27 protein-coding genes are annotated in these 22,768 nt (G+C 65.4%); 14 read left to right on the top strand and 13 right to left on the bottom strand.

What is annotated here, in order from left to right:
* Nucleotides 1–10: 10 nt before the first annotated feature.
* A complete protein-coding gene (locus ASG79_RS15865) occupies nucleotides 11–283 on the bottom strand; it encodes a DUF2277 domain-containing protein (RefSeq protein ID WP_018769819.1) in 273 nt (90 codons plus the stop codon).
* A 210-nt stretch (nucleotides 284–493) separates the two neighbouring features.
* Between ASG79_RS15865 and ASG79_RS15860 the strand changes: the two genes are divergently transcribed.
* On the top strand, nucleotides 494–757 hold the full coding sequence (locus tag ASG79_RS15860; protein WP_018769820.1) for a WXG100 family type VII secretion target: 264 nt from the start codon (nucleotides 494–496) through the stop codon (nucleotides 755–757).
* A gap of 102 nt (nucleotides 758–859) precedes the next feature.
* Here the strand turns inward: ASG79_RS15860 and ASG79_RS15855 are convergent, their stop codons facing one another.
* Nucleotides 860–1,906 (bottom strand): EamA family transporter, encoded by a 1,047-nt coding sequence (locus ASG79_RS15855; protein WP_056392382.1) that lies wholly within the window; start codon nucleotides 1,904–1,906, stop codon nucleotides 860–862.
* A 71-nt stretch (nucleotides 1,907–1,977) separates the two neighbouring features.
* Between ASG79_RS15855 and ASG79_RS15850 the strand changes: the two genes are divergently transcribed.
* Nucleotides 1,978–2,523, top strand: a complete 546-nt coding sequence (locus ASG79_RS15850; RefSeq protein WP_018769822.1) for a CGNR zinc finger domain-containing protein — start codon at nucleotides 1,978–1,980, stop codon at nucleotides 2,521–2,523.
* Between the two features lie 39 nt (nucleotides 2,524–2,562).
* On the opposite strand, the gene ASG79_RS15845 is transcribed toward ASG79_RS15850, so the two are convergent.
* The 3 genes from ASG79_RS15845 to ASG79_RS15835 all read right to left on the bottom strand — a co-directional run bounded on the left by ASG79_RS15845 (nucleotide 2,563) and on the right by ASG79_RS15835 (nucleotide 5,001).
* Nucleotides 2,563–2,940, bottom strand: coding sequence for a hypothetical protein (locus ASG79_RS15845; RefSeq protein ID WP_056392381.1), 378 nt, complete (start codon nucleotides 2,938–2,940; stop codon nucleotides 2,563–2,565).
* Nucleotides 2,941–3,039: 99 nt separating this feature from the next.
* The gene (locus ASG79_RS15840; RefSeq protein ID WP_056392380.1) at nucleotides 3,040–3,630 is read right to left on the bottom strand and encodes a hypothetical protein; all 591 of its coding nucleotides are present in this window, start codon (nucleotides 3,628–3,630) and stop codon (nucleotides 3,040–3,042) included.
* Nucleotides 3,631–3,675: 45 nt separating this feature from the next.
* Nucleotides 3,676–5,001: an MATE family efflux transporter gene (locus ASG79_RS15835; protein WP_056392378.1), complete on the bottom strand. Its 1,326-nt coding sequence runs from the start codon at nucleotides 4,999–5,001 to the stop codon at nucleotides 3,676–3,678.
* Nucleotides 5,002–5,137: 136 nt separating this feature from the next.
* Between ASG79_RS15835 and ASG79_RS15830 the strand changes: the two genes are divergently transcribed.
* Nucleotides 5,138–5,572, top strand: a complete 435-nt coding sequence (locus ASG79_RS15830) for a DoxX family protein (protein WP_056392377.1) — start codon at nucleotides 5,138–5,140, stop codon at nucleotides 5,570–5,572.
* Between the two features lie 142 nt (nucleotides 5,573–5,714).
* A complete protein-coding gene (locus ASG79_RS15825) occupies nucleotides 5,715–6,725 on the top strand; it encodes an acyl-CoA thioesterase (protein ID WP_056392374.1) in 1,011 nt (336 codons plus the stop codon).
* Here ASG79_RS15825 and dnaB read toward each other — a convergent pair.
* Entirely contained in the window at nucleotides 6,722–8,101 is a 1,380-nt protein-coding gene (gene dnaB / locus ASG79_RS15820; RefSeq protein ID WP_018769828.1) for a replicative DNA helicase, read from the bottom strand. The two genes, ASG79_RS15825 and dnaB, sit on opposite strands and share 4 nt — an antisense overlap.
* Before the next feature lie 642 nt (nucleotides 8,102–8,743).
* Here dnaB and ASG79_RS15815 point away from each other — a divergent pair.
* Both ASG79_RS15815 and ASG79_RS15810 read left to right on the top strand, forming a co-directional pair.
* A complete protein-coding gene (locus tag ASG79_RS15815; RefSeq protein ID WP_056392372.1) occupies nucleotides 8,744–9,049 on the top strand; it encodes a hypothetical protein in 306 nt (101 codons plus the stop codon).
* 14 nt (nucleotides 9,050–9,063) lie between these two features.
* Complete coding sequence (locus ASG79_RS15810; protein ID WP_056392370.1) at nucleotides 9,064–9,630, top strand: hypothetical protein; 567 nt, start codon at nucleotides 9,064–9,066, stop codon at nucleotides 9,628–9,630.
* A 118-nt stretch (nucleotides 9,631–9,748) separates the two neighbouring features.
* On the opposite strand, the gene ASG79_RS15805 is transcribed toward ASG79_RS15810, so the two are convergent.
* The 7 genes from ASG79_RS15805 to rpsF all read right to left on the bottom strand — a co-directional run bounded on the left by ASG79_RS15805 (nucleotide 9,749) and on the right by rpsF (nucleotide 14,766).
* Entirely contained in the window at nucleotides 9,749–11,050 is a 1,302-nt protein-coding gene (locus ASG79_RS15805) for a hypothetical protein (RefSeq protein WP_056392368.1), read from the bottom strand.
* 262 nt (nucleotides 11,051–11,312) lie between these two features.
* On the bottom strand, nucleotides 11,313–11,939 hold the full coding sequence (locus ASG79_RS15800) for an FMN reductase (RefSeq protein ID WP_056392532.1): 627 nt from the start codon (nucleotides 11,937–11,939) through the stop codon (nucleotides 11,313–11,315).
* Between the two features lie 107 nt (nucleotides 11,940–12,046).
* Nucleotides 12,047–12,895, bottom strand: coding sequence for a PhzF family phenazine biosynthesis protein (locus ASG79_RS15795; protein ID WP_056392367.1), 849 nt, complete (start codon nucleotides 12,893–12,895; stop codon nucleotides 12,047–12,049).
* 79 nt (nucleotides 12,896–12,974) lie between these two features.
* Nucleotides 12,975–13,427 (bottom strand): 50S ribosomal protein L9, encoded by a 453-nt coding sequence (gene rplI, locus ASG79_RS15790; RefSeq protein ID WP_018769834.1) that lies wholly within the window; start codon nucleotides 13,425–13,427, stop codon nucleotides 12,975–12,977.
* Between the two features lie 17 nt (nucleotides 13,428–13,444).
* Nucleotides 13,445–13,684 carry a 30S ribosomal protein S18 gene (rpsR, locus tag ASG79_RS15785; protein WP_003800144.1) on the bottom strand — a complete coding sequence of 80 codons (240 nt, stop codon included), beginning with the start codon at nucleotides 13,682–13,684 and terminating at the stop codon, nucleotides 13,445–13,447.
* A gap of 126 nt (nucleotides 13,685–13,810) precedes the next feature.
* On the bottom strand, nucleotides 13,811–14,386 hold the full coding sequence (locus tag ASG79_RS15780; protein WP_018769835.1) for a single-stranded DNA-binding protein: 576 nt from the start codon (nucleotides 14,384–14,386) through the stop codon (nucleotides 13,811–13,813).
* Nucleotides 14,387–14,460: 74 nt separating this feature from the next.
* Entirely contained in the window at nucleotides 14,461–14,766 is a 306-nt protein-coding gene (rpsF, locus tag ASG79_RS15775; RefSeq protein ID WP_013602900.1) for a 30S ribosomal protein S6, read from the bottom strand.
* 266 nt (nucleotides 14,767–15,032) lie between these two features.
* Between rpsF and ASG79_RS15770 the strand changes: the two genes are divergently transcribed.
* The 8 genes from ASG79_RS15770 (at nucleotide 15,033) to ASG79_RS15735 (ending at nucleotide 22,678) form a co-directional block, all read left to right on the top strand.
* The gene (locus ASG79_RS15770) at nucleotides 15,033–15,779 is read left to right on the top strand and encodes a glycoside hydrolase family 16 protein (protein WP_235509825.1); all 747 of its coding nucleotides are present in this window, start codon (nucleotides 15,033–15,035) and stop codon (nucleotides 15,777–15,779) included.
* Nucleotides 15,780–16,052: 273 nt separating this feature from the next.
* Nucleotides 16,053–17,147: a hypothetical protein gene (locus tag ASG79_RS15765; protein ID WP_018769838.1), complete on the top strand. Its 1,095-nt coding sequence runs from the start codon at nucleotides 16,053–16,055 to the stop codon at nucleotides 17,145–17,147.
* A gap of 11 nt (nucleotides 17,148–17,158) precedes the next feature.
* Nucleotides 17,159–17,977 carry a glycosyltransferase family 2 protein gene (locus tag ASG79_RS15760; protein ID WP_018769839.1) on the top strand — a complete coding sequence of 273 codons (819 nt, stop codon included), beginning with the start codon at nucleotides 17,159–17,161 and terminating at the stop codon, nucleotides 17,975–17,977.
* Nucleotides 17,967–19,256 carry a lipopolysaccharide biosynthesis protein gene (locus ASG79_RS15755; protein ID WP_018769840.1) on the top strand — a complete coding sequence of 430 codons (1,290 nt, stop codon included), beginning with the start codon at nucleotides 17,967–17,969 and terminating at the stop codon, nucleotides 19,254–19,256. The genes ASG79_RS15760 and ASG79_RS15755 overlap by 11 nt, the downstream gene beginning before the upstream one ends.
* Nucleotides 19,253–21,034, top strand: a complete 1,782-nt coding sequence (locus tag ASG79_RS15750) for a hypothetical protein (protein WP_018769841.1) — start codon at nucleotides 19,253–19,255, stop codon at nucleotides 21,032–21,034. Before ASG79_RS15755 ends, ASG79_RS15750 begins: the two co-directional genes overlap by 4 nt.
* Nucleotides 21,031–21,372: a hypothetical protein gene (locus tag ASG79_RS15745; protein WP_018769842.1), complete on the top strand. Its 342-nt coding sequence runs from the start codon at nucleotides 21,031–21,033 to the stop codon at nucleotides 21,370–21,372. The genes ASG79_RS15750 and ASG79_RS15745 overlap by 4 nt, the downstream gene beginning before the upstream one ends.
* On the top strand, nucleotides 21,369–21,623 hold the full coding sequence (locus ASG79_RS15740) for a hypothetical protein (protein ID WP_056392363.1): 255 nt from the start codon (nucleotides 21,369–21,371) through the stop codon (nucleotides 21,621–21,623). The genes ASG79_RS15745 and ASG79_RS15740 overlap by 4 nt, the downstream gene beginning before the upstream one ends.
* Nucleotides 21,620–22,678 (top strand): hypothetical protein, encoded by a 1,059-nt coding sequence (locus ASG79_RS15735; protein ID WP_056392361.1) that lies wholly within the window; start codon nucleotides 21,620–21,622, stop codon nucleotides 22,676–22,678. Before ASG79_RS15740 ends, ASG79_RS15735 begins: the two co-directional genes overlap by 4 nt.
* The last annotated feature ends 90 nt before the right edge of the window (nucleotides 22,679–22,768 follow it).

Below are 22,768 nucleotides of genomic sequence, written 5' to 3'. Positions count from 1 at the left end.
CAGCGCGGGCTCAGGCCGCGCCGTAACGGACCGCGGCGCGCGCCCTGGCCTTGGCCGCTTCGGCCTCCCGGTCCTTCGGCGGCGCCTGCGTCACCAGGGAATCCAGCAGGTGCTGCGTGATGTGGGCTATCTGGTGCACGGCCTCATCAAAGGCCTCCTGGTTGGCCTTGGACGGTTTGGTGCTGCCGCTGACTTTGCGGACATACTGCAGCGCCGCCGCGTGCACTTCCTCGGAGGTGGCGTGCGGCTCAAAGTTGTGAAGGGTTCGGATATTCCGGCACATACCGCCATGCTAGGCTCTTCCAACGCCTGGGATCGACCCCTTTTCATGGTCCCTACCCGGCGTCCATGGGGAGCCCGGCATGGGCAGGGCTGCCCATCGACACTGTTTTGGGGGCCGGGATAGGTTTGAGGCAATGGATCTTCCGGATGAGCCGGGGGGCCACTGGGGAGCCGATCTGGTTCGGATCCACGACCTAACAAGGAGAAACTGATGGCTATTTGGGGTGCAGACGTTGAGCAGCTTCGCCAGCTCGGCAGCAAGCTTCAGGCAGGGGCGTCCGAGATCGAGACGCAGAAGTCCACTCTCACCAAGGTCCTGAGCGGCACTGACTGGAAGGGCCCGGACGCTGATAAGTTCCGCCAGGAGTGGTCCGGAACCCACACCACCATGCTTACCAAGGTTGCCGAGGCGCTGAAGGAAGCCGGCGCGCAGGCCAAGCGCAACGCCGAGCAGCAGAGCCAGGCATCGAACTAGGCTTATCGCCGCATTCCGGCAAGGGGCAGGGACACCAGGTGGTGTCCCTGCCCTTTTGTGTTGGCGTGCGACGCCGGTGCCCGGCTTACGGGACCTGCGCTCCTAAGGGACAGGCTCGACGTCGTTCGCGTGCTCAAGCGGTGACGCCGGCACCTGGGTGCCCTTTCCGCCGTCGTAAGGAGCAATGGTGGCGGGGGAACGCAGCTCGTCGAGCCTTACCAGGATGACCCCGCCGACGATCAGCACCCCACCCAGGAGTTGGATGGTGCCCGGCAGCTCCCCAAGCAGCAGCCACGCCCAGACCACGGCGAAGAGGACCTCGGTGAGCGACACGAAGGACGCCACCTTGGAACCGAGGGCCCGGGCCGCCATGACGCCCGAGACGTACGCCAGCACGGTGGCCAGCACCACCAGCCCGGCAAGCGGCACCCACCACGGCGTAAGCCATGGGCCCAGGGTGGTGTCCGCAGTGCTGAAGGCCATGGGCAGCAGGCCCGTGGCGGCAGCGAGCCACATGGCGGCCGCACCCACCAGCAGGCCGCCGGAAGCCAGCACGATGGGCGGCAGCGTGTCATTTTCCTTTGCCGTGATGAAGAAGTAGATGGCCAGGCAGACCGCGGCAGCCATGCCCCACAGCACCCCCACCAGGTCAACCTTCACGGCTCCGGTGAGGTCAAGGACCAGTACCAGCCCGGCCAGCGAAAGCAGCGTCCCGCCGGCCGTGAGGACGCGCGGGCGGCGTCGGCTGGCGCCCCAGAGCCACAGGACGATGATCACCGGGGCCAGGTACTCCAGCAGGAGCGCGACGCCCACGGAGAGCAGGGCCACTGCGTTGAAGTAGAACAACTGGCATGCCGCCACCCCGATGAGTCCGAACAGCATGATGGTGAGCCAGTTGTCCTTCAACTGGCTCCAGCGGCCCCTAAGCGCCCACGCCGCGGGCAGGGCAAGGATCAGGGCAGCTCCCGTCAGGCGGGCAGTCACGGCCGCCCCCGGGGACCAGCCGGTTTCCAGCAGCGACTTGGCGAAGGATCCGGACAGGCCAAAGACGGCGGAGGAGAACAGCGCGACGCCGAGCCCGGAGGCTTGGAAGCCGGGACGCCTGGTGGACAGTTCCGGGGTGGGGGTGTGGTTTTGGGCGGCAGGCACCGTTGCCTCCTGTCAGGAGTAAAGTGGGGTAATGCTCATGACACTACGCTCAGGCGCTGTAAGGAGTCAACATGGTTTTCGCCCCTGACACTGAAGTGGCGCTGCGGACGGTGGTGAACCTCATCAACACGGCCGCGAATGGCAGGGAAGGCCTGGCCTCCGTTGCGGACCTGGACAGCTTCCTGGCCGCGGAGGGTTTTTCCGGCTCCCGGAACCGGGACGCTGCGGAATTGGAAAGCGTGCGGCAGTTGCGCCGTGAACTGTCCGCGGTATGGACGGCCGGTGAGGACGCCGCCGTGGAAACCGTCAACCGGCTGCTGCGGGACGCCAACGCGCTGCCGCAGCTGATGAAGCACGACGGATGGGACTGGCACCTTCATGCCACGGCGCCCGAGGCACCCCTTGCCGACCGGATGAGCACCGAAGCGGCCATGGCCCTGGCTGATGTGATCCGCAGCAAGGAGATGGACAGGCTGCGGATGTGTGAGTCAGAGGACTGCGATGCCGCCGTGCTGGACCTGAGCCGCAACCGGTCCAAGAGGTACTGCGATACCGGCAACTGTGCCAACCGTGCGCATGTTGCTGCTTACCGGGCCCGCCAGGCTGCTGCGGGGTAGGGATTTTCCCGCGCTTTGTCCGGCTGCCGCCGGTAACGGCTAGCGCTGGGGAGTTTCGTCACTGCCATCGCCGGATGCCGGCGGGTTCTGGTTGCCGGGAGCTCCGAAGCCATGGCTTGGCCCTGCGTGCGGGGATCCTTTGGGCGCCGAACTCAGGTTCACCCCTGATCCCTTGCCCAGGTGTTCGGCGTTCTCCTTGTAGCTCATGGACAGCATTGCGGCGATCACCAGGGTGGCGATGAAGGCGATGCCGGCTGCGGTGAACGCGAGGTCGAACCGGGGTGCACGTGCGCTTCCACCGGAGGCGAAGATCAACACTGCCACGAAGGCGACGACGGCCCAGAATGCCGAAAACATCAGCGGCCCCTTCACCGAGGTCCGCAGCTTGCGCGGTTTTCCTTGATGCTGGTCAGCCACGGTGGTTCCTCCCTGCGGGCGGCGCACGGCCGGCCCGGTTTACGAATTGCGGTGTCGCACCGAATTTTCTACAGAAAGTAGAAGGGCGCTCCCCCTAGTTTACGGCTTCCCTGCGCCGGCACGGGCATCGTGCCGCAGCGTCAGGCCGGAAAGCACCCACAGGACGCCGGAAATAATGGCGCCTCCACCGGCCACGCCCAGCAGGGCATGGGCACCGAGACTGATGAAGAACGGCAGGAGCACCGCGGTTCCAATCCCGATGACGCCGGAAGCAATCCAGTCGCGGGCAAGAACATGGCGGCCCCTGTGCTGCAGGCCGCAGGCAAGCTCCAGGATGCCGGCTGCGCCCAGGCCCAGGGCTGCGATCACCCCGAACAGCAGGTCACTGTGCAGGAGGAGCAAGGCAAAGCCTGCGCCGGCCAGGACCGCGCCGGCGGCGGACAGCAGCTTGCCGGCCGCCGAGTTCTGCGCGAATCCGGCTGCGGGGACGGTCCGCAGGGAAACCACACCGGCGGCCAGGAGGTAGAGTCCCCCGGCCCAGCCCATGACCTCCACAGACGGTGACGTCCAGAAGACCGTCACGGCGCCAAACACCAGGGCAGCGGCCGCACGGAGCAGGACCGGCTTCCAGAGGTCGTGGCGGGCGGTGGTTCCGGGAGCAGCACCGGCGGGGGTGGATGGTTGTGTCACCGGTCCAGTTTAGTGGGGGCAGCTGGAAGGTCTAACCGGGCCGCGTCAGGCAGAGCCCAGCACCATCCAGCGGTCGGACCGGGCACGCAGGCCCAGCGTCACGGCGCGCGCCGCCATATACCCCAGCGCGAAGGCCACCCAAAGCCATGCGAGCCCGGTGGTGCCGGTGGCACCGGACCAGGCAACCGCTGCCAGCAGCGGCACGTAGACGGCAAGGTTCACCAGCCCCGCCAGCGCGAGGTACCGCGCGTCCCCTGCGCCGATCAGCACACCGTCCAGGACAAAGACATAGCCGGCGATCGGCTGCCCGGCCGCCAGGATCCAGAGGGCAGCGGTGAGTGCCTGCCGCACTTGGGGGTCCGTGGTGAACAGAGCCCCGGCCCAGGGGGCTGCCGCTGCCAGCAGCAGGCCCGTCACCACGCCGAACCCCGCGCCCCAGCGGATCATCGTTCCGGTCAGCAGCCGGGCCCTGGCGGCATGGGACGCGCCGAGCTCCTTGCCAATGAGCGCCTGCGCCGCGATCGCCAGGGCATCCAGCGCGAACGCCAGGAAGGAAAAAATGGTCATGGCCAGCTGGTGGGCGGCAAGGTTGACCTCCCCCTGGGCCGTCACCACCAGCACCGTGGCCAGGATTGCGGCCCGGAGGCTGAGCGTGCGCAGCATCAGCCAGGATCCAACCCGCGTCATGCTGCGGATGCCGCGCCAGCTGGGGAGCAGGCTCACACCCTGCCGCACTGCGCTGCGCCGCACCATCACCACATAGACAGCCGCCATGGCCCACTGGGCCAGGCTGGTGCCCACCGCGGAACCAGCCACAGACATGCCCAGCCCGTACACAAGCCACAGGTTCAGGACAATATTGACCCCGAAACCGGCCGTGGCCACCACCAGCGGGGTGCGGGTGTCCTGCAGTCCGCGGAGAACACCGGTGCCGGCGAAGATCAAGAGCATTGCCACCAGGCCCGGCATGGACCAGCGGAAGTAATCGACCGCAAAGGTCCGGACGCTGCCCTGGGCCCCCATCAGGTCAATCAGCGGTTCGGCCGCCGCGAAGCCTGCCACGGCGAGGACCACGCCGAGGAGCAATGCCAGCCACACGCCGTCGCGCCCTGCCGCAAGGGCCTTGCCCAACTGCCCGTCACCAATGGCGCGGGCCACGGCGGGCGTGGTGGAGTAGGCCAGGAAGACCATGAGTCCGACGGCGGTCTGGAGCACCGCAGATGCCAGCCCCACTCCCGCGAGCTGCGCAACACCAAGATGTCCCACAATGGCGGAGTCCGCCAGCAGGAAGAGGGGCTCAGCCACCAGCGCGCCAAAGGCAGGGACAGCAAGGCGGAGTATCTCCCGGGCATGGCCTTGGCGGCCGGCCACGGCGGAGGGGGCGGGTTGTTGGGGCACGCTGCCAGCTTAACCGCGGCCGCCGACAACACGCTCCGGAGATGAGAAAGCCCACAGTCCCCCAAAGAATAGTTGACACTTCAACCATTGGTCGGCAAGAGTGGTATCCATGAACCAGTCACGACTCACCACCACCGCCCTCACCGCCCTGCGCATCGTCCTTGGCTTCCTCTTCGCAGCCCACGGATGGCAGAAGTTCAACGAATGGACCATCGCTGGCGCCCAGGCATCCTTCGCCAAAATGGGGGTTCCGGCAGCCGGGCTCGTGGCACCCGCCGTCGCCGTCCTGGAACTGGCGGGCGGCGTTGCCCTGATCCTGGGGATCCTCACCCGAGTGGTGGCCGCCCTCCTCGCCCTGGACATGCTGGGCGCCCTTTTCCTGGTGCACGCTCCCGCCGGCATCTTTGCCGCAAACGGCGGCTACGAACTCGTCCTGCTCCTGGCCGCCGCGGCATTCGCGCTGGCGCTCACGGGCGCCGGCCGGCTTTCCCTGGACCGCGCGCTCTTCGGGCGCAGCAACTCGCGGCTGGCCGCCCTCACCTAGGATCACTTGTCCCACCGGGTGCGACGGCGGCAGGTCACCCAAGGTGACCGGCCGGCGTCGGGCTTTAATCGCGGCACTCCCGCCGGGAAGTTTGTTTCAGGCCCAACCGGCCGGTAACCGTGGGCCTCAGTAAGATCGCAGCATGACTGAGACCGGCCGCGCCAACTCCGTGACCCTCCGCTTCCTCGCTGCCCCCACCGACGTGGGGCACAGCGGCTCCGTGGACGCAGGCACGGTGCTTGAGTGGGTGGACAAAGCCGCCTATGCCGCGGCAGTGGGATGGGCCAAGTCCTACTGCGTCACCGCGTACGTGGGAAACATCCACTTCGCCGATCCCGTCAACAGCGGCGACATGGTGGAGGTGGAAGCGACCATCGTCTACACCGGCCGGTCCTCAATGCACATCCATACCGTGGTTTCCTCGGGTGACCCCAAAGGCGGCCCTGCCACCATGCGCAGCCAGTGCATGGTGATCTTCGTTGCGGTCGGCCCGGACGGCAGGCCCATCCCGGTGCAGCAGTTCGAACCCCAAACCCCGGCCGAGATCGAGCAACGGGACCACGCGCTGGCCAGGATCAAGGTCCGCGAGCAGATCGTGGAAGCCATGAACCGGCAGGAATATACCGACGCCGGTACGGCCGAGCGGGTGACGCTGCGGTTCATGGCCGCCCCCACGGACGTGAACTGGGGCGGCAAGGTCCACGGCGGCATTGTCATGAAGTGGATCGACGAGGCCGCTTACGTGTGCGCTTCCCGTTACTGCGGCAGGGATACCGTGGCTGTCTTCTCCGGCGGCGTGCGCTTCTACCGGCCGCTGCTGATTGGCCATGTTGTGGAGGTTGAGGCCCGGCTGGTTTACACCGGGACCAAGGGAATGCACATCGCCGTCCATGTCCGTTCGGGCGATCCGAAAGGCCGTGAACTGGCCCTCACCACATACTGCCTCACCGTGATGGTGGCGCGCGACGACGAGGGCAACTCCGTGCCCGTCCCCGCCTGGGTGCCGGTCAGCGAGGAGGACAAGCGGCTCCACGCCCACGCCCGCGAACTCCTGGAGATCCGGGGAACAGCGCCCGGCAACCGCCTGCCGAACCACCTGCTGGCCGCCGCAGGGCCTGCCGGCGGCGGAACCAGCGCCCGCCGGGATACTTAGAAGCCGCCGCCGGTATCGCCGGCCATGTTGGCGAAGCGGGAGTAGTGGCCCTGGAAGGCCACCACAATGTCCTTGGTGGGACCGTTACGGTGTTTGGCCACAAGGATGTCCGCTTCTCCGGCACGGGGTGATTCCTTGTCGTAGACGTCCTCGCGGTGAAGCAGGATCACCATGTCCGCGTCCTGCTCGATGGAGCCGGACTCGCGGAGGTCGGACACCATGGGCCGCTTGTCCTGCCGCTGTTCCGATCCACGGTTCAGCTGGGACAGCGCGATCACGGGGACCTGGAGTTCCTTGGCCAGGAGCTTGAGCGCACGCGAAAACTCGGAGACTTCCTGCTGGCGGGACTCCACCTTCTTTCCCGAGCTCATGAGCTGCAGGTAGTCCAGGATGACCAGCTTGAGGTCGTGCTGCTGCTTCAGGCGGCGGCATTTGGCCCGGATTTCCATCAGGGACATGTTGGGGCTGTCATCAATGAACAGCGGTGCATCATTCATCCGGCCCATGGTGGTGGCGATCTTGGACCACTGTTCGTCCTTGATGGTGCCCTTGCGGAGGTCCTGGAGACCAATGGTGGCCTCGGCAGACAGCAGGCGCATGGCGATCTCATTCCGGCCCATTTCCAGCGAAAACATGACGGTGGCGAGGTTGTTCTTGATGGCTGCGGAACGGGCGAAGTCCAGTGCGAACGTCGACTTACCGACGGCCGGGCGGGCGGCGATGACGATCATCTGCCCCGGGTGGAGCCCGTGGGTCAGCTCGTCGAGCTCATAGAAGCCGGTGGGCACACCCGTCATGCCCTCTCCACGGTGGCCGGACGCCTCGATTTCGTCCACCGTGGACTCCATCACGTCCTTCAGTACCACGTAGTCCTCCGCGGTGCGGCGCTCCGCTACCGCGTAAACCTCCGCCTGCGCCTGGTTGACCAGGTCCTCCACCTCGCCGTCCGACCCGTACCCCAGCTGGACGATCTTGGTTCCGGCGTTCACCAGCCGGCGGAGCACTGCCCGTTCGGCCACGATCTCGGCGTAGTAGCCCGCGTTGGCTGCCGTGGGAACGGTCTGGATCAGTTCGTGCAGGTAGGCAGGGCCGCCGATCCTGTTGATCTCGGCGCGCTTGGTCAGCTCATCGGAGACGGTGACGGCATCGGCGGGCTCCCCCCGGCCGTAGAGGTCAATGATGGCCTCGTAGATGGTCTCGTGCGCGGGACGGTAGAAATCCTGCCCGCGGAGGATCTCAACGACATCCGCGATGGCATCCTTGGACAGCATCATGCCGCCCAGGACCGACTGTTCGGCCGCGATGTCCTGGGGAGGTTTCCGGCTGGCGTCCGATCCACGGGTTGTCTCGACAGGGTCCAGATGCGCGATTGACAAAGCTGCCGTCCTCAATTTATGCCCGGCCTGGCGGCCCGGCGATCCATCCTGTTCGCGGCACCCGGTAACCGGCTCCGCCACCTGCCCAGGTCTACCCGCTGGCCCTGACAATCAAGCGCCGGCGGCTCCGGATGCCTGGCTCCGCGGGAGTTATCCCCACTATCCACAGCTTTTCCACAGAGACCTGCAGGAGGCCGTGCGCCGGGCTGAAAACCGGTGCAGGCATACCCTGTTTTGACCGCGGAGAACAGGTACCCCGCTACGCTAACCGCCCTGGCGCCAGCCGCAAAGCCAGCATGCCGCAGGGGCTGTGGATAACCTGTGCAGTACGGGGCATACCTTGTGCACAGTCTGTGGGGAACACTGTGGATATCAAAGTTTTTTGTCGCCGCTTCCGCCTCTGACCTGCGGAAACACTTGGGACAGCATGTGGAGTAAATATTTCTTCCAAGGAATTTCATCCACAGGCCATTGTTGGCACCACTCGCGGAAAGCGGAGGTAAGGCCGGGCCGGGAGCACTTCGATCGGCGCTGTGGCACTACTCATATTCCCGTCAGGGAGTTTGACCCACACCAGCGGGGCGCTGTATGCGAAGCAGTGAATATGCTGTGGATAACCACGATCTGGATTAAGCTCTAGGTATGGGCGATCTACTGCTGGTGCTGTTGCCGGCGATAGTTTTGGTGGCGCTCATCTGGGGCATTGCCACAGCCCTGCGGCCGCGTGGTGCGGGCACCTCTGAAGCCGAAAAATACCAGCACGAACTTGCCGAGCGGTCTGCCCGGCATTACGCAGCCCAGGTCGAGGCGGCCACCGCCGCCCGCGCCCGGCTGGAGGCGGCTACCCACCCAAGCCAAAACAGGCAGCAGCGCATCCAACAGCAGGAACACGGCTGGGCGGATGACCAGCAAAGCAATCGCACCTGGCGAGGGCCAGGAAGTACATAGAACGGCTCGTGAAAATGGAATCGCTTGTGGTCCCGGTCCTTATCCTGCTCGCCGTGGTTGCGGGGGTCACCGTGGCCTACCGCGCGGCCACCAGGCGGAGGGCCGCACCTACCGCCTCCCAGTCCCAGCCCGCTGCCACCCCACAGGAGCTGGCCCGGGCCGCGGCAGACCGGCTGTCGGAAGACGAACACCGGCGGCTTTATGCCCTGATTGCCCAGGGCCAGGCCATGGCTGCCATCAAGCTCTACTACGAAATCACGGGCGACGGGCTTCGGGCCTCCCGTGACGCCGTCGGGGCCCTGGCGGCCCATCCCCAGCCCTACCGGAGCCCCGAGTCGGCGCAGGCACCCGAGGCCGACGACGACGAGCCCCAGCGGTTTCCTTACCGCTACCGGGCGATCGCCAGCAAGGGCGACGTCACCCGCGAAGTGAGCAGCAACATGCTCAACGACGAGATCTATGGCAGGATCCGCACCCTTGCCCGCAGTGGCGACACCGAAGCGGCAGCCACTGCACTGTCCAAGCATTCTGATATCTCCATGAAGCAGGCCCGCGAGTTCATTGCGCTGCTGGACGACTGACACCTGCCAATTGAAACGGCTGTACGGCCGGGCTCCCATTCCTGCGAATGGGTCCCGGCCGTACTTGTCCTGTATGCCTTGCCTGGCTCAGGATGAAGATGGGCTGGCTGCCGCCCGCCTACCCGGCACCGCCGGTGGAATCGTAGTAGTGCCAGTACCGGCTTGTGGCATTCACGTCAGCGAGCACCAGCAGGCCGCTGTTGGCCGTGCCCCGCGCAACACTGTTGACGTTCTGCTTGGTCGACGCGACGTTGTGGACGTACTGGTCGGCGTCAACGATCCGGGCCGTCTTGGTGGTGCTGAAGCTGATGTTGTCCAGCGACGTGGATTTCTCGTAGATGGCCCCGCCGGAACTCGTGCATACCCCGGCATTCGTTGTGCCACCCGGCTTCGGATAGGTAGCGAAGGTACGCAGCTTGCGCGCTGCCTCGTCGATCATGACGATCACCCTGTTCGGGCACTCAGACACTGTCGCAATCGTGTGTGCAGACCATGTCGACGTAGACGTATTCAGTGCCAGCAACTGGATCAGCGGCTGGGACGCCGAGGTGTACGAGGTTTTGATTGCGGCAAAAACCTTGTCTGTTGAGGCATCCAGCCATTTCAGGTTCATGTGGTCGTCGCCGCTCCGCTGCCCCTTCACCGCCGCCACAGGAGTGGTCCAGGTGGTTTTCGACGCTCCGTCGACGTGGTAGCTCCAGTACATGCCGTCAGTGGAGTCCCCCACCTGCCTGCTCCACATCACACCGATCTTGTTCCCGCTGAACGCGATGACCGCCGAGTTATCGTCCACGGACACATTGCTCAACGACGCCGGATGGGCAAACGGGGTGCCCCACGTGGCGCCGTCCGTGCCGGTGACGTTCATATAGATCCGATTGCCCTGCTGCCACGTGGCCCACACCCGGCCGGTTGAGTCCTTATCAATGGATATGGTTTCAGTTTTTTGGTTGTTGATTTGGCTGGATCCCAGGCTCGTGTACGACTTGGTGCTCGAGTTGTAGCTGTACCGCCGCATAGTCGTGGGGAAGTTCGGTTCGGACGGCAGGCCGTCATTGACGAACCGGAAGCTCGCGACATACAGGGTCTTCCCGTCCCACAACACGTCATGGTGGGTGTTCGCCCGGGACTCCGTCACCACACCTGTACTCGTCCACGAACTTGTCGAGGCATTAAACCGGAAGATGCGGAAAGTGGAACTGCCGGCGTCCCAAAGGTTCCCCCACCAGGTCCCGTCGTTGAACCACAGCGAATTCGTCTGCCGTTTGGTCCCGGTGGGCGTTGCCGTCCCGGAGTGGGACGGGCCCTGGACGCCTACATCACCGGTAGCGGCGGAGGCGGCCAACGGCGCCACCAGACCACCAAGCACAAGCAGCAGCGCCGTCAGCAGTGCGGGAAACGCCAGTCGGCGTTGACGCATGCGGCGGCCCTCGGGACCGGCAGGTCCCCATCTAAGAAAGGGCCGGGAAGCCCCGGCACCCCGATCATGCTCGTCCACGTTGGATATTGGATGGTCTCTCAACTTCACTCCCCGGTGTTGAATTATCAGTCAACCCCCAGATTGCTCAGTGTTGGCGGTGGAAGGATCAATAGCAATCCCCGGACCGCCCCCTAAAACCCGCGGCCCGGGTCCCCTAACCCCGAAACCACGGGGTCCGGCACCGGGGGCGGCCGCCCGTGTGTCAGCGGTTCCCGGAAATCCCGGCCAGCAGCTGCTCGAAGGGAAGGGACTCCAGCGGGGCGGGCTTCCGGCCCGGTTGGGGCCCCTGCAGCAGAGTGGTGAATTCACCGGCTGCGCGGTCGATGCGGTCCGCCAGTGACCCCCCGCCCTCTTCAGCTGTTCCCCAGTCCTGGGGTCCGGCAAAGACGCCGGTTGCAGCCATGCGCGTGCGGAGGTAGCTGAACAGTGGCCGCAGCGCGTAGTCCAAGACCATCTGGTGCCGGTCCGTGCCGCCGGTGGCGCCCAGCAGGACCGCCTTGCCGTCCAGCGACTTCGGGTCGAGAACATCGATAAAGGATTTGAAAAGGCCGCTGAAGGAGGCGCTGAAGACCGGTGTCACGGCGATGATGCCGTCCGAGGCCTCCACCCCGGCTATGACCTCGGCCAGGCGTGGTGCGGCATAGCCGGTGACGAAGTTGTTGGCGATGTCCACGGCAAGGTCGCGGAGTTCGACGACGTCCACCTCCACCTCGTAGCCGCCGGCCCTGAGCTGGCGCTCGGCGGCAGCAGCCAGCTGGTCAGCCAGCCGCCGGCTGGACGAAGGTACGCCAAGCCCTGCGGAAAGGACGGTGATGCGGCGGGTTTCCATGGCATTCTCCTGGTAATCGTTCACTTCAGCATACATGCGTTTGCATCTATACCTGTGAACTGCCGCCGGCAGCGAAGTATTCCCGGACGTGAACCCGGGCCGCCGCGTCAGAGCAGGACGCTTCCCTGGATGCAGGTGGCGGAGTCCCCGCCCACCCAGATGTCCCCGGCATCGGCAGTAATGTGGATGCGTCCGGCGCGCCCCAGGACGGTCCCCTGCGAAGCCACATATTCCTCCGGCGCCCTGCCGCTTCCAATGAGCCATTGGGCGGCGCCTGCATTGAAGCTGCCGGTGACCGGGTCTTCGGCCATGGCGTCGCCGGGCAGGAATGTGCGGACCTCAAAGTCGGCGTCTGCACCCGGCTCGTGCGGCCCGATAACGCCGATCTTCAGGTCGCCCATCGCCGCCTGGTCCGGATTCAGGGCCAGCACCTGGGCCGCAGAAGGCAGCAGGACACCGATCCATTCCGGACCATTCACCAGCCACGACGCGTCAACGATGTCGGCAACGGACACCCGCAGAGCCGCGGCCAGTTGACGGCGGATACCCGCATCCACAGGCCCGAAGCGTGTCAGCGGCGGTGCCGCGAAAGCCAGCCTCCCGCCGTCGCGCTTTATCCGGACCAGCCCCGCAGCGCACTCCTGCACCACGTGGCCGTCAGACCGCGGCACTCCCCCGGCCCGCAGCCACGTATGGGCCGAGCCAAGGGTCGGGTGGCCTGCGAACGGAAACTCTTCGCTGCCGGTAAAGATCCGGACCCGGTAATCGGCGCGGGGATCTTCGGGAGGCAGGAGAAACGTGGTTTCCGAGAGATTGGTCCAGTTGGCGAAGTGCTGCATTGTTGCCGTGTCCAGCCCTTGGGCATCAAGTACGACGGCGAGCGGGTTGCCGCGGTAGGCCTGGCTGGCGAAAACATCCACCTGATGGAAGGGGCGGCTGCGTGGTGTCGGGTTCACCGGAGCAGGCTACCACCGGAAAACGAAAGACCCCCGCCGCCGGAGTCCGGCGACGGGGGTCTTCCGATGCAGTTGAGGACTACTTTCCTGCAACCACGTCGAGTTCGATCACAGCAGCAACGTCAGCGTGGAGGCGGACGTTGGCCTGGTAGGAACCAACCGACTTGATGTGGGCAGGCAGTTCAACCTTGCGCTTGTCGATCTTGCCGAGGCCGGCGGCCTCAACAGCGTCGGCGACGTCGCCCTGCTTGACGGTGCCGAACAGGCGGCCGGACTCGCCGGCCTTGACGACCAGCTTGACCGGCTTCGCGGACAGTGCAGCGGCCTGCTTCTGAGCATCTTCCAGGGAAGCGTGCTCGCGGGCAGCGCGGGCAGCCTTGATGGACTCAACCTGCTTCTCGCCACCCTTCGACCAGGTCAGGGCAAAGTTGCGGGGCAGGAGGTAGTTACGTGCGTAACCGTCCTTGACCTCGACAACATCGCCAGCAGCACCGAGACCGGTTACTTCGTGGGTCAGAATGAGCTTTGCCATGTTAGTTAATCCCTTCCTTAGCCGCGGCCAGCGCCGGAGTAAGGCAGCAGAGCAACTTCGCGGGCGTTCTTGATTGCCTGGGCGATCTTGCGCTGTTCCTGCACCGTAACGCCAGTGACGCGACGGGCGCGGATCTTTCCGCGGTCGGAGATGAACTTGCGCAGCAATGCTACGTCCTTGTAGTCGATGACAGTGATGTCAGCGGCCTTCAAGGGGTTGGACTTTGGTTTGGGCTTACGGAGTTCAGCCTTAGCCATCGTGGAGCTCCTATTCTAGGGAGCCCGTGGATATTGATCCACGGGATGGTGGTGGTCCGACGGCGGCAGTTCCCTGGGTGCCTTTCGGCTCCCTGAGAGGCCCCGCGCCGGACCATTGTTTGGGTTTTAGAAGGGAGGTTCGGAATCGGGGCCGTTGCCCCAGCCGCCTGCGTTGGACACGCCGGGCGTAGCCCAGGGATCGTCCTGTGCAGCCTGCTGGTTGCCGCCGCCCCAGCCTCCGCCGGCGTTGGCGCCCTGGCTTCCACCAGAGTTGCCGCCGCCGAAGCCACCGCCGCTGTTGCCGCCGCCGAAGCCGCCGCCACCCTGTCCGCCGGAGCGCTGGGTACGGTTAACCTTGGCGTTGGCGTAGCGCAGGCTCGGGCCGATCTCGTCGACCTCAAGCTCGATAACGGTGCGCTTTTCGCCTTCCTTTGTTTCGTAGGAACGGCTCTTCAGGCGGCCGGTCACGATGACGCGCATCCCCTTGGTCAGGGATTCGGCAACGTTCTCGGCTGCTTCACGCCAGACAGCGGCGCGGAGGAACAGGGTTTCCCCGTCCTTCCACTCGTTGGACTGGCGATCAAAGGTGCGGGGGGTGGAAGCGATGGTGAAGTTCGCTACTGCCGAACCGGACGGTGTGAACCGCAATTCCGGGTCATTGGTGAGATTACCGATGACCGTAATGGTGGTCTCGCCTGCCATCTACTGCCTCCTTGTTCGATCCTGGGTGAAGAGTGCGTGTCCTGCGGGGTAAAGAATGAAGAGGTGGTGCTGAATTACTCAGCAACAACCTTCTGCTCTTCGGGGCGGGTGATCTTGGTGCGCATGATGGTCTCGTTAAGAGACAGCTGGCGGTCAAGTTCCTTGGCGGTTTCCGGCTTGGCGGTGAAGTTCACCACGGCGTAGATACCTTCGGACTTCTTCTTGATTTCGTAAGCCAGACGGCGACGGCCCCAGATGTCAACCTTTTCGATGGTTCCACCATCGTTGGTTATGACATTCAGGAACTTCTGAAGCGACGGCTCAACGGTACGCTCTTCGACCTCGGGGTCGATGATTACCATCAATTCGTAAGGACGCATATGTGAACCCACCTCCTTTGGGCTAAGCGGTTACGGCATTTCCGTAACAGGAGGTTCATTTGCGATTCCGTGCAATGCCTTGCCCCGGAACGGAGGCAGGACGCAGCACAGACTTCAATATCCTAGTGCATTTGGACCCGATAGGCGATTCGCGCTTGACTCAAGGCTAGTGCCGTGGTGCGAAGCCCAGGCAGCGGCGCGGCACGCTATGTGGAAAAACCGCGGCTGCTATCCACCCCGCCGCTGAAGCCCCTATTATCTGACACATGCGTCGACCCGCGATGGCCCTGGGGATGGCGGCACTGTTCCTGTCCGGCTGCTCGGCCAGCTCAGCCCAACCCATGACAGACTCTGCCGCGACCTCTGCCGCGGCAAGGCTGGGCTGGGGCACGCCGATCGCCGGCGACGAGTTCAATTACGCCGGGGCACCGGACGCCGCGAAGTGGTCCGTGTACGACAGTGACGGGCACGCAGGGAACGGCATACGCAGTCCCCGGCAGGTCACGGTGGATGGTTCCAGGATGGTCATTACCGGAACATCGGATGGCACGACCGCGGGAATGAGTGCCAAATTTGGCCTCCAGAGGTATGGCCGCTGGGAAGTCCGGGCAGCGGGATCCGGGGACGATGAATACCATATGGTGTCGATCCTGTGGCCGGACAGCGGGCACTGGCCCTGTGACGGTGAAGTGGACTATGCGGAGACCACTGGTGACTGGAACCGCACCAATTTCTTCCACCACTTCGGATGCTCGAACGCTAAGACCTCTGTTTCCAAGCCCCTGGACGTCACGCAGTTCCACAACTACGCAGTTGACTGGTCCCCCGGCGGCATCATCGGCTACGTCGATGGCGTGAAGTGGTTTGAGGACAGCGACCCCACGCATCAGCCGCCGGGGTCGATGCACCAGACGTTGCAGCTGGACTGGTTTCCGGACGGCACTCCCAACGGTCACGGCGAGATGCGGGTGGACTGGGTTCGCGTCTACGCCCAAGGTACCCCCTCTACCTGACGCACCGAACGGGACAAACCCCCAACGTACTTAACGCCACGCCCGGACGTGCCCCGCCACCCCCAGCCCTGCGAAAAGCGCGCCATTCCCCACGTAGCAGGCGATGCAAAAGGCGAGTACTCACTACCGGTGTTTACCCGGGCGGCCTACCCTACGCTCGATTCTGCCGGCGGAGTTTTACGGCCGGGGGTTTCGAATCCGTCTACGGGCACTGGGTGGATTGGCCCGGGCCGGAGCTGTATTCGGCCGACACCAATCAGACAGGGGAGGACTATGAGCACCAGGCGGGCGAAGGCACTGCACTTCGACATTCACGGCCGCGTCACGATCAGCGTCGACGCAATGGCCCCCACGGCAAGGCAGCTTCAAAGCATGTTGGCGTGTTTCGCCTCCGACACGGAGGATCGGCAGCCCGACATTATTGTTGATGACCGCCCCGAGCCTATGCCGAATGCCGGCTTCGTCGAGCATGAGCTGGCGTACACGGACAACAGTGTGCGCTTCCAGGCTGACCGGGTCCAAGTTGTCAGGGGTGCAGAGCAATGGCGTATTCACGGACCCGGAGAGCTCTTGACCTCCGTGGTACCGGTTCTCGATGCCGCCATGATCTCCCGCGGGGCGGCCATGATCCACGCGGCAACGATGGCCTACCGGGGCCACGCCATCGCGCTGCCCGCGGCCGGCGGGACCGGTAAGACCAGCACCGCCGCCAAGCTGATGCGGCGTGAGGGCTGGTCGTTCATGGGTGACGACTGGGCATTCCTCGCCGAGGACGCAACGCTGCTTGGATACGCGAAGCCCATGTTCATTAAGCCGCATCACCGCGCAATCTACCCGCACCTGTTTGAAGGTGCGCGCAAGCCCCTCGTCCCCTCCCGGTTCTCCGGGAGCATCGGACGCCTCACCACTGTGGTCCACCCGTTCGTTATCCGTTATCCACGCCTGGCCGACTTCTCCCGACGGTGGTCGCCGGAGCACCGCATGGTCACCCCGGAGGCAGCGTTTCCCGGTCGGAAGGTGACCACCTCAGCGCCGCTTGCGGCCGCCATATATGTGGAGCGCTACGAGGGCGCACGGTCACGGGTTGTTGAACGGACCACCGACTGGATGGTGGACCGCATGATCGGCAACTTCCATATCGAGATGGCGAGCTTCTCGCAGCGGGTCGTTACCGGCCTCGCGGCAAGCTCCGTGGTCCCGTGGCGCGAACACTTCGCGGCGAAAGGACTCGTTCTCAGCAAAGCCCTGGACGGACGCCCCTGCCACCTGTTCCAAGTCCCGGCCGCCTACTCCGCGGACGAGGCATCGGACGATATTGTCCGGCACCTGGACGAGCTGCTGCCGTCGATCCTCGACGAGCAGGCCTAAGGGGGATCACCGTGGGCTACAGCACAGCAGACGTCACCGCGGTCGTTCCGGCCCGCAACGCGGAGCAGCTGCTTCCGCGCTGTCTGGAAGCCTTGCGTCAGTCCGGTGTCGCGGAAATCATCGTGGTGGACGGGTTGTCCACCGACCGCACGGTCGAAATTGCCCGCGCTGCCGGCGCCCGGATCCTTAGTGACGAGGGCCGCGGCCTGCCCTGGGCCCGCACGCTTGGCGTCCAGAACAGCACCACCCGATGGGTCCTGCTGGTGGATGCCGACGTCGTGTTCGGAGCCACCGGCGTCGCAGACCTGCTCATTGAGTTGGTGGAGGACGGATATGACGCCCTCCAGGCAGGCCTTGAAAGCGTCGCAGGACCCGGCTACTGGGGCCAGGCGCTGGCACATCACCATCGCACCGGGCGCAGCCGCAACTGGTTCGGACTCGTCGCCACGCTCGTAGACCGGGACCTGATGTTGGGCCTCGGTTTCGACGACGCATTCAAGTCGGGCGAGGACATCGAACTGCGGTGGCGGATGCGCCAGTCAGGGATGAAGACCGGGGTGTCGCAGCGGGTCATGGTCGAACACCGGTTTGCCGCCGACGACTTCGACTTCGCGCTTGACCAGTTCCTCATGGATGGTACGGGACTGGGCCGGATGGTCCGGAAGCACGGCTGGGGCGGCGCACGATTGGCGCTCCTGCCCGCCGCCGCCGCCGTTCGGGGAAGCGCTTTGAGCCTCGCCTCCGGCCAGCCTAAATGGCTTCGCTATTACATCGCCTTCTGCTGGTACAACTACGCGGGTATGGCGAGGGGTTTAGGTCGTGACGGCTGAACGGGAGATCGCTCCAACGGAGGCCCCACCCGTCGTCCGGCATTCCCCCCTGCGCAGCTCGCTTGGACTCGTCCTGGCCAAGGCTGCGCAGACGGGCACGGGTTTCGCATTCTGGGTCGTCGCCGCGCACGCGGCGATAGACCGTGAGGTTGGGTTGACCACTGCTGCGGTTTCGGCGGTGATGATCTGCACCCAGCTTGCGGTGCTGGGCACCGGTTCGGCCGTCATCGTCTCGGTGGGGCGGGGGGAGCCGCCGGCCCGGGTGCTGGACGCGGCGTTTGGCATCGTGGGGGTGGCAGGGACCGTGCTGGCCCTGGGCTACCTCGTGCTGGAGTTGTTCGTGGCGCCGAACACGGCCCCGATGTCGGTTCTCTTCTGGTTGACGTTCGTGGTGGCTGCCGTCACGGGAACCATGTGCACGGTGCTGGACCAGGCGCTCGTCGCGTTGGGACGCGGCAGCAGCGCAACACTGAGGTACACACTGGGCGGCATGGTCTCCCTTGGGGCCACGGCGTTGGTGGCGTTGCAGGCGGCCCACGCGGCTACGGCCGATGTGCTGATGGCCTGCTGGACCCTCGGTTCGGCCGTCTCGTGCATCATCGGTGGCGTCCAGCTGCGGAGATTGGTGGGCTATCGGCCACGGCCGTCCCTGCATCCCGGGCGCGGACGTTCATTGCTGAAAATGGGCATTCCAAACCAGCTCCTCACCCTCACCGAACGCGCCCCGGGACTGGTGCTGCCGCTCCTGCTTGCGCACTTGGTATCGCCGGAGGTGGCGGCCTACTGGTATCCCGCATGGATGATGGCCTGGGCTGCCTACACAGCTCCGATGCTTATAGGCATTGTCCAATTCTCCGAGGGAGTCCGTGAACCGGGCCGCCTGGCGGCCACCACCTGGGCAAGTTTCCGCTGGTCCCTCATAGTCGGTGGCCTAGCTGCGATGGTCCTCATCGTCTTTGCCCACCCGCTGCTCCATCTGCTCGGCGACAGGTACGCCAATGCATCCACCGGCACCCTGCGGTTGTTGGCCGCGGGAGTGGTGGCCTATGCAGTGCTGCAGGCCTACAACTCCGTCTGCCGGGTGCTCGGCCGCTATACAGAGTCGATCATCGTCGGGGTGACACTTGGCGCCGCGCTCTGCGTCTCGGCGCTCCTGGGCGCCGACAGTGGCTCCAGCGCCATGGCCCTTGCGTGGCTGGTAGTGCTCTCCGCCGGGGCCCTGGTCATCGGACTGCGGCTCATCGCAATTCTCCACCGCACCAAAAAGGAGGCATCATGACCAGCACGCTCAAGGAGGCCATCCACCGTCCCCAGGCGCGCTGGAAAACCAGGGATGTCTGGTGCGCCGCAGCGGGGGCGGTGTCGCTCGCACTTGCAGCGTGGGCCGCCTCCACCGTGGCACTTCCTGTGAACAGCGACCTTGGACTGGTCGGTGTGCTGCCCTACCCGTTCTGGGTGGGGGTCCTGATTCTCAACATCGCCTTCGTCGTGGCACTGCGCGGGGATGCCGCGGGCCCTGCACGCAGCCCGGTGATGCTGTGGCTCCTCGTGGTACTGGTGCTCATACTCTTCGGCGCCGCTGTCTTCGTGACGGACGTACCGCGCGGTGAAGTGGCGTTCCGCCACCTGGGCATCGCCGACGCCATGTCGCGCAATGTGGCCATCGATCCCAACATCGATGCATACTTCAACTGGCCGGGATTCTTTGCCCTCCTGGCGACCGTGCTCGGAACGGCCGGCCTCGACCCCGTGAGCGTTGCCCTGTGGGCACCGGTGTTCAACGTGGGCCTGTGGCTCGTCGCCGTGGCCGTGGTGACACGGTACCTGATCAGCGATCCGCGCCGGCGCTGGCTGGTGCTCTGGCTCTTCTGCCTCGGCAACTGGCAGGACCAGGACTACCTCTCCCCCCAGGCCTTCGGCTTCTTCCTCTACCTGGTTGTGGTGGCCCTGGCACTGGGGCCGCTGGCAACGGAGCCTTCCCACTTCCGCGGGTTCCGGCGCGCCGACCTGGCAGCATGGTGGCGGGGCCGGTCCCCGGCCGAACCCCAGCCGGGGCGCCGGATTGGCGCCCTGGCCGTAACCCTCCTGCTGATCGTGGTCATTTGCGCGAGCCACCAGCTCACGCCGTTCATGGTACTGATCGCCCTCACCGCCCTTACCCTGAGCGGACGTCTCTGGCCCAGCAGGCTGCCCCTGATCGCCGGCGTCGTACTGGTGCTCTGGCTTGTCTTTCCTGCAAGCACGTACCTCGCAGGCCATCCGCCGCTGGCGGACGCGGGCCTGCAGACCGCCATCGAAGCAAATGTCGTCGACCGCACCAACGGGACCCCTGGACATCTGCTCGTGGTGCAGGTCCGAATGGGCCTCACCCTCCTGCTCTGGGCCCTCGCCGCCGTTGGAACGTTCCGCGACTGGCGCAGGGGGCGCCTTGACATCCGCGTGCTCCTCCTGGCCGTCGCCCCGTTCCTGCTCTTTCCCGCGCAGTCCTACGGCGGGGAAATGCTCATCCGCGTATCACTGTTCGCGCTCCCCTTCGTTGCGATGCAGGCGTCATCGGTCCTGCTTCCCGGAAACGTGGGATACCGGCCTTCCTTCCGTGCTGCGGGAGCCCTTGTCCTCACCTGCATCCTGTTCGCCGTCATGACCGTGACAGGCCGTTTTGGCAACGCGCAATATGACGTCTTTACCGATGACGAGATGGCCGCCATCGCCGCCGTGGACCACATGGCGCCGCCCGGCTCTTCGATTATCTCGGCTGACCATCCCACGCCGTGGCGCAACCAGGACTACCTGGAGCACCGATACCGGACCATTGAGGACCTCTGTCCCGCCGACCTGTCGGCCGAAACCTGCGGCCCCCTCATCTACGGTTACGCCAGGCACAATGCCGCCGGCGCCTACCTGCTGCTCCTGCGCTCATCGGAGTCGAGCCTGATCATCCAGGGCCAGACCACCGCCACGGGCCTCGGGGAGCTCGAGGACTGGCTTGATACGCAGGTCGGCGTGGAGCTCGCGTACAGCAATGCCGACGCACGCGTATACCGGGTGGGGCCATGACCGGCCGCGGAGTGAGCCGGCCCACCCTGGCGCTGGGGGTTGCCGCGGTGGTACTGGCCCTGGTCACGCTGGTCGGGTTGCCGACGCCGCTGCAGACGGTCGCCGCCATAGCCATCCTCATCCTGCTCCCGGGCCAGGCACTGGCCCGGCTTATCCCGATTACCGACGTCCCGCTTGGCGTGCTGCTCGTCCTGGGACTGGGCCTGGCCACACTCACCGCAGTGTCCACGGCCATGTTCTACCTCACGCTGTGGTCGTGGCAGGCATGCGTCGTGACAATGGCCGTCATTACTGTCCTCGCATGCTTGGCGCGGGCACGTCAGGAGGTCGCATCATGATGGATCTGGCAGGAGTGCTGGCAGCTGCCGTGCTGCTCATCACCCTCGTAACCCTCGAGGTCCGGCGGCTTGGACCCGGCAGGTCAACCACCGCACCAAGCACTGGATCAAGCACTGGATCAAGCACTGGGCAACCGGCAGCAGCGCCGGTTCCCCACAGCCAGTCCAGGAACAGCAGGATCGTAGTCGGCGTCATGTGGGCAGCCTTCCTGCTCCTTCTCTTCCCCCGCGTCCTTGGACTGCTTACGTGAACCTGGGGCGCGGGGCGCGATGGTTGCTCGTCAGCGACCTCCATCTGGACGTCACTGACGACGATCCCCGGAACCCCGGCAGGGTACTGCCGGGGTTCCTCCACCGCGAGGTGCCCGCCGCCCCGGGCATGCAGCAACACCTTGTCTTCGTTGGTGACACTTTTGAACTCACAGGCCTGTCCGAGAACGAGAGCCTGGCCCGGCTTGACTCCATCTTCGAACGGCACCCGGCCACTCTCCGGGCCCTGGAGGCGTGCGTGGCGCGCGGGGTGCAGCTGCACTTCGTATGCGGGAACCATGATGTGGAGTTGGCCCGCCCATCGGTGGCCGCACGGCTGGCGGCGCTGCTGGCACCCGATGATCCCACGCGGGTCCGGGTGCACCCGTGGTTCCTCTATGTCCCCTCCGTGCTGATGGCCGAGCATGGACACCTGCATCACGCGCTGCACCGGATACCCGAGGTGCTGCGCACCGCCGTCAACGGCACTGACGGGCTGGATCTGCCGCCCCTCGCCGCCTGGCATGCCCATCCCACGCGGTCGCGCCTCAGTCGTGCCGGAGCTGTTGCCCAGGCCTGTTTGGCCTCGGAACGGGCGGAACGGCGCGTCCGCGGCCCGGCCTATGACGAGCTGCTCCAGACCGAGTCGCAGCGGCTCGCGCTCAACGGGACGGCAGTGCGGGAACTTGCACGCCTGTCCCGGTTCCGGACGGTGTCAGCGCTCCCCCTTACCGCGACCCGCATGGTGCTTGCTGCCACTGGACGCAATATCAGTGGCGGGCAAGCTCCTGCGGCGGCAGCCCGGGTGGCGGGCATTCTTGAAGCGCACGGTTCCGAAGTGGCCTGGTACATCTCGGCCCACACGCACCGCGCCCTTGAATCACGGCTGGAAGGTTCTCCAACCCGGTACATCAACACCGGCACCTGGTCGTCGGACGTCCGCGGCCAAGGTCCGGATCAGTTGGACCGCCAGGTCTTTCCCTACGCGCTGATCGATGTCGCCGACGACGGGGGTACCAGCGGCGGATTGCGGTACTGGCACCCGGACGCCGGCTGACCCCACTGCCGCAGCCCCTGAACGCAGCGCTTGTGCCGGGTTTGATTCAACCTCCACATTGGGAAAGACCTCTTAGTCGTTGGCTCTGTT

Origin of the sequence: Arthrobacter sp. Soil761, assembly GCF_001428325.1 — a bacterium.
Classification (GTDB): domain Bacteria; phylum Actinomycetota; class Actinomycetes; order Actinomycetales; family Micrococcaceae; genus Arthrobacter.
Note: the sequence above shows the minus strand (reverse complement) of the source record. Positions and strands in the feature narration are given on the sequence as shown.

Coding starts and splice junctions, on each gene's coding strand:
- ASG79_RS15865 (WP_018769819.1), bottom strand. CDS start 283: ATGTGCCGGAATATCCGAACCCTTCACAACTTTGAGCCGCACGCCACC.
- ASG79_RS15860 (WP_018769820.1), top strand. CDS start 494: ATGGCTATTTGGGGTGCAGACGTTGAGCAGCTTCGCCAGCTCGGCAGC.
- ASG79_RS15850 (WP_018769822.1), top strand. CDS start 1,978: ATGGTTTTCGCCCCTGACACTGAAGTGGCGCTGCGGACGGTGGTGAAC.
- ASG79_RS15830 (WP_056392377.1), top strand. CDS start 5,138: ATGAACCAGTCACGACTCACCACCACCGCCCTCACCGCCCTGCGCATC.
- ASG79_RS15825 (WP_056392374.1), top strand. CDS start 5,715: ATGACTGAGACCGGCCGCGCCAACTCCGTGACCCTCCGCTTCCTCGCT.
- ASG79_RS15815 (WP_056392372.1), top strand. CDS start 8,744: ATGGGCGATCTACTGCTGGTGCTGTTGCCGGCGATAGTTTTGGTGGCG.
- ASG79_RS15810 (WP_056392370.1), top strand. CDS start 9,064: ATGGAATCGCTTGTGGTCCCGGTCCTTATCCTGCTCGCCGTGGTTGCG.
- ASG79_RS15805 (WP_056392368.1), bottom strand. CDS start 11,050: ATGCGTCAACGCCGACTGGCGTTTCCCGCACTGCTGACGGCGCTGCTG.
- ASG79_RS15800 (WP_056392532.1), bottom strand. CDS start 11,939: ATGGAAACCCGCCGCATCACCGTCCTTTCCGCAGGGCTTGGCGTACCT.
- rplI (WP_018769834.1), bottom strand. CDS start 13,427: ATGGCAAAGCTCATTCTGACCCACGAAGTAACCGGTCTCGGTGCTGCT.
- rpsR (WP_003800144.1), bottom strand. CDS start 13,684: ATGGCTAAGGCTGAACTCCGTAAGCCCAAACCAAAGTCCAACCCCTTG.
- ASG79_RS15780 (WP_018769835.1), bottom strand. CDS start 14,386: ATGGCAGGCGAGACCACCATTACGGTCATCGGTAATCTCACCAATGAC.
- rpsF (WP_013602900.1), bottom strand. CDS start 14,766: ATGCGTCCTTACGAATTGATGGTAATCATCGACCCCGAGGTCGAAGAG.
- ASG79_RS15770 (WP_235509825.1), top strand. CDS start 15,033: ATGCGTCGACCCGCGATGGCCCTGGGGATGGCGGCACTGTTCCTGTCC.
- ASG79_RS15765 (WP_018769838.1), top strand. CDS start 16,053: ATGAGCACCAGGCGGGCGAAGGCACTGCACTTCGACATTCACGGCCGC.
- ASG79_RS15750 (WP_018769841.1), top strand. CDS start 19,253: ATGACCAGCACGCTCAAGGAGGCCATCCACCGTCCCCAGGCGCGCTGG.
- ASG79_RS15745 (WP_018769842.1), top strand. CDS start 21,031: ATGACCGGCCGCGGAGTGAGCCGGCCCACCCTGGCGCTGGGGGTTGCC.
- ASG79_RS15740 (WP_056392363.1), top strand. CDS start 21,369: ATGATGGATCTGGCAGGAGTGCTGGCAGCTGCCGTGCTGCTCATCACC.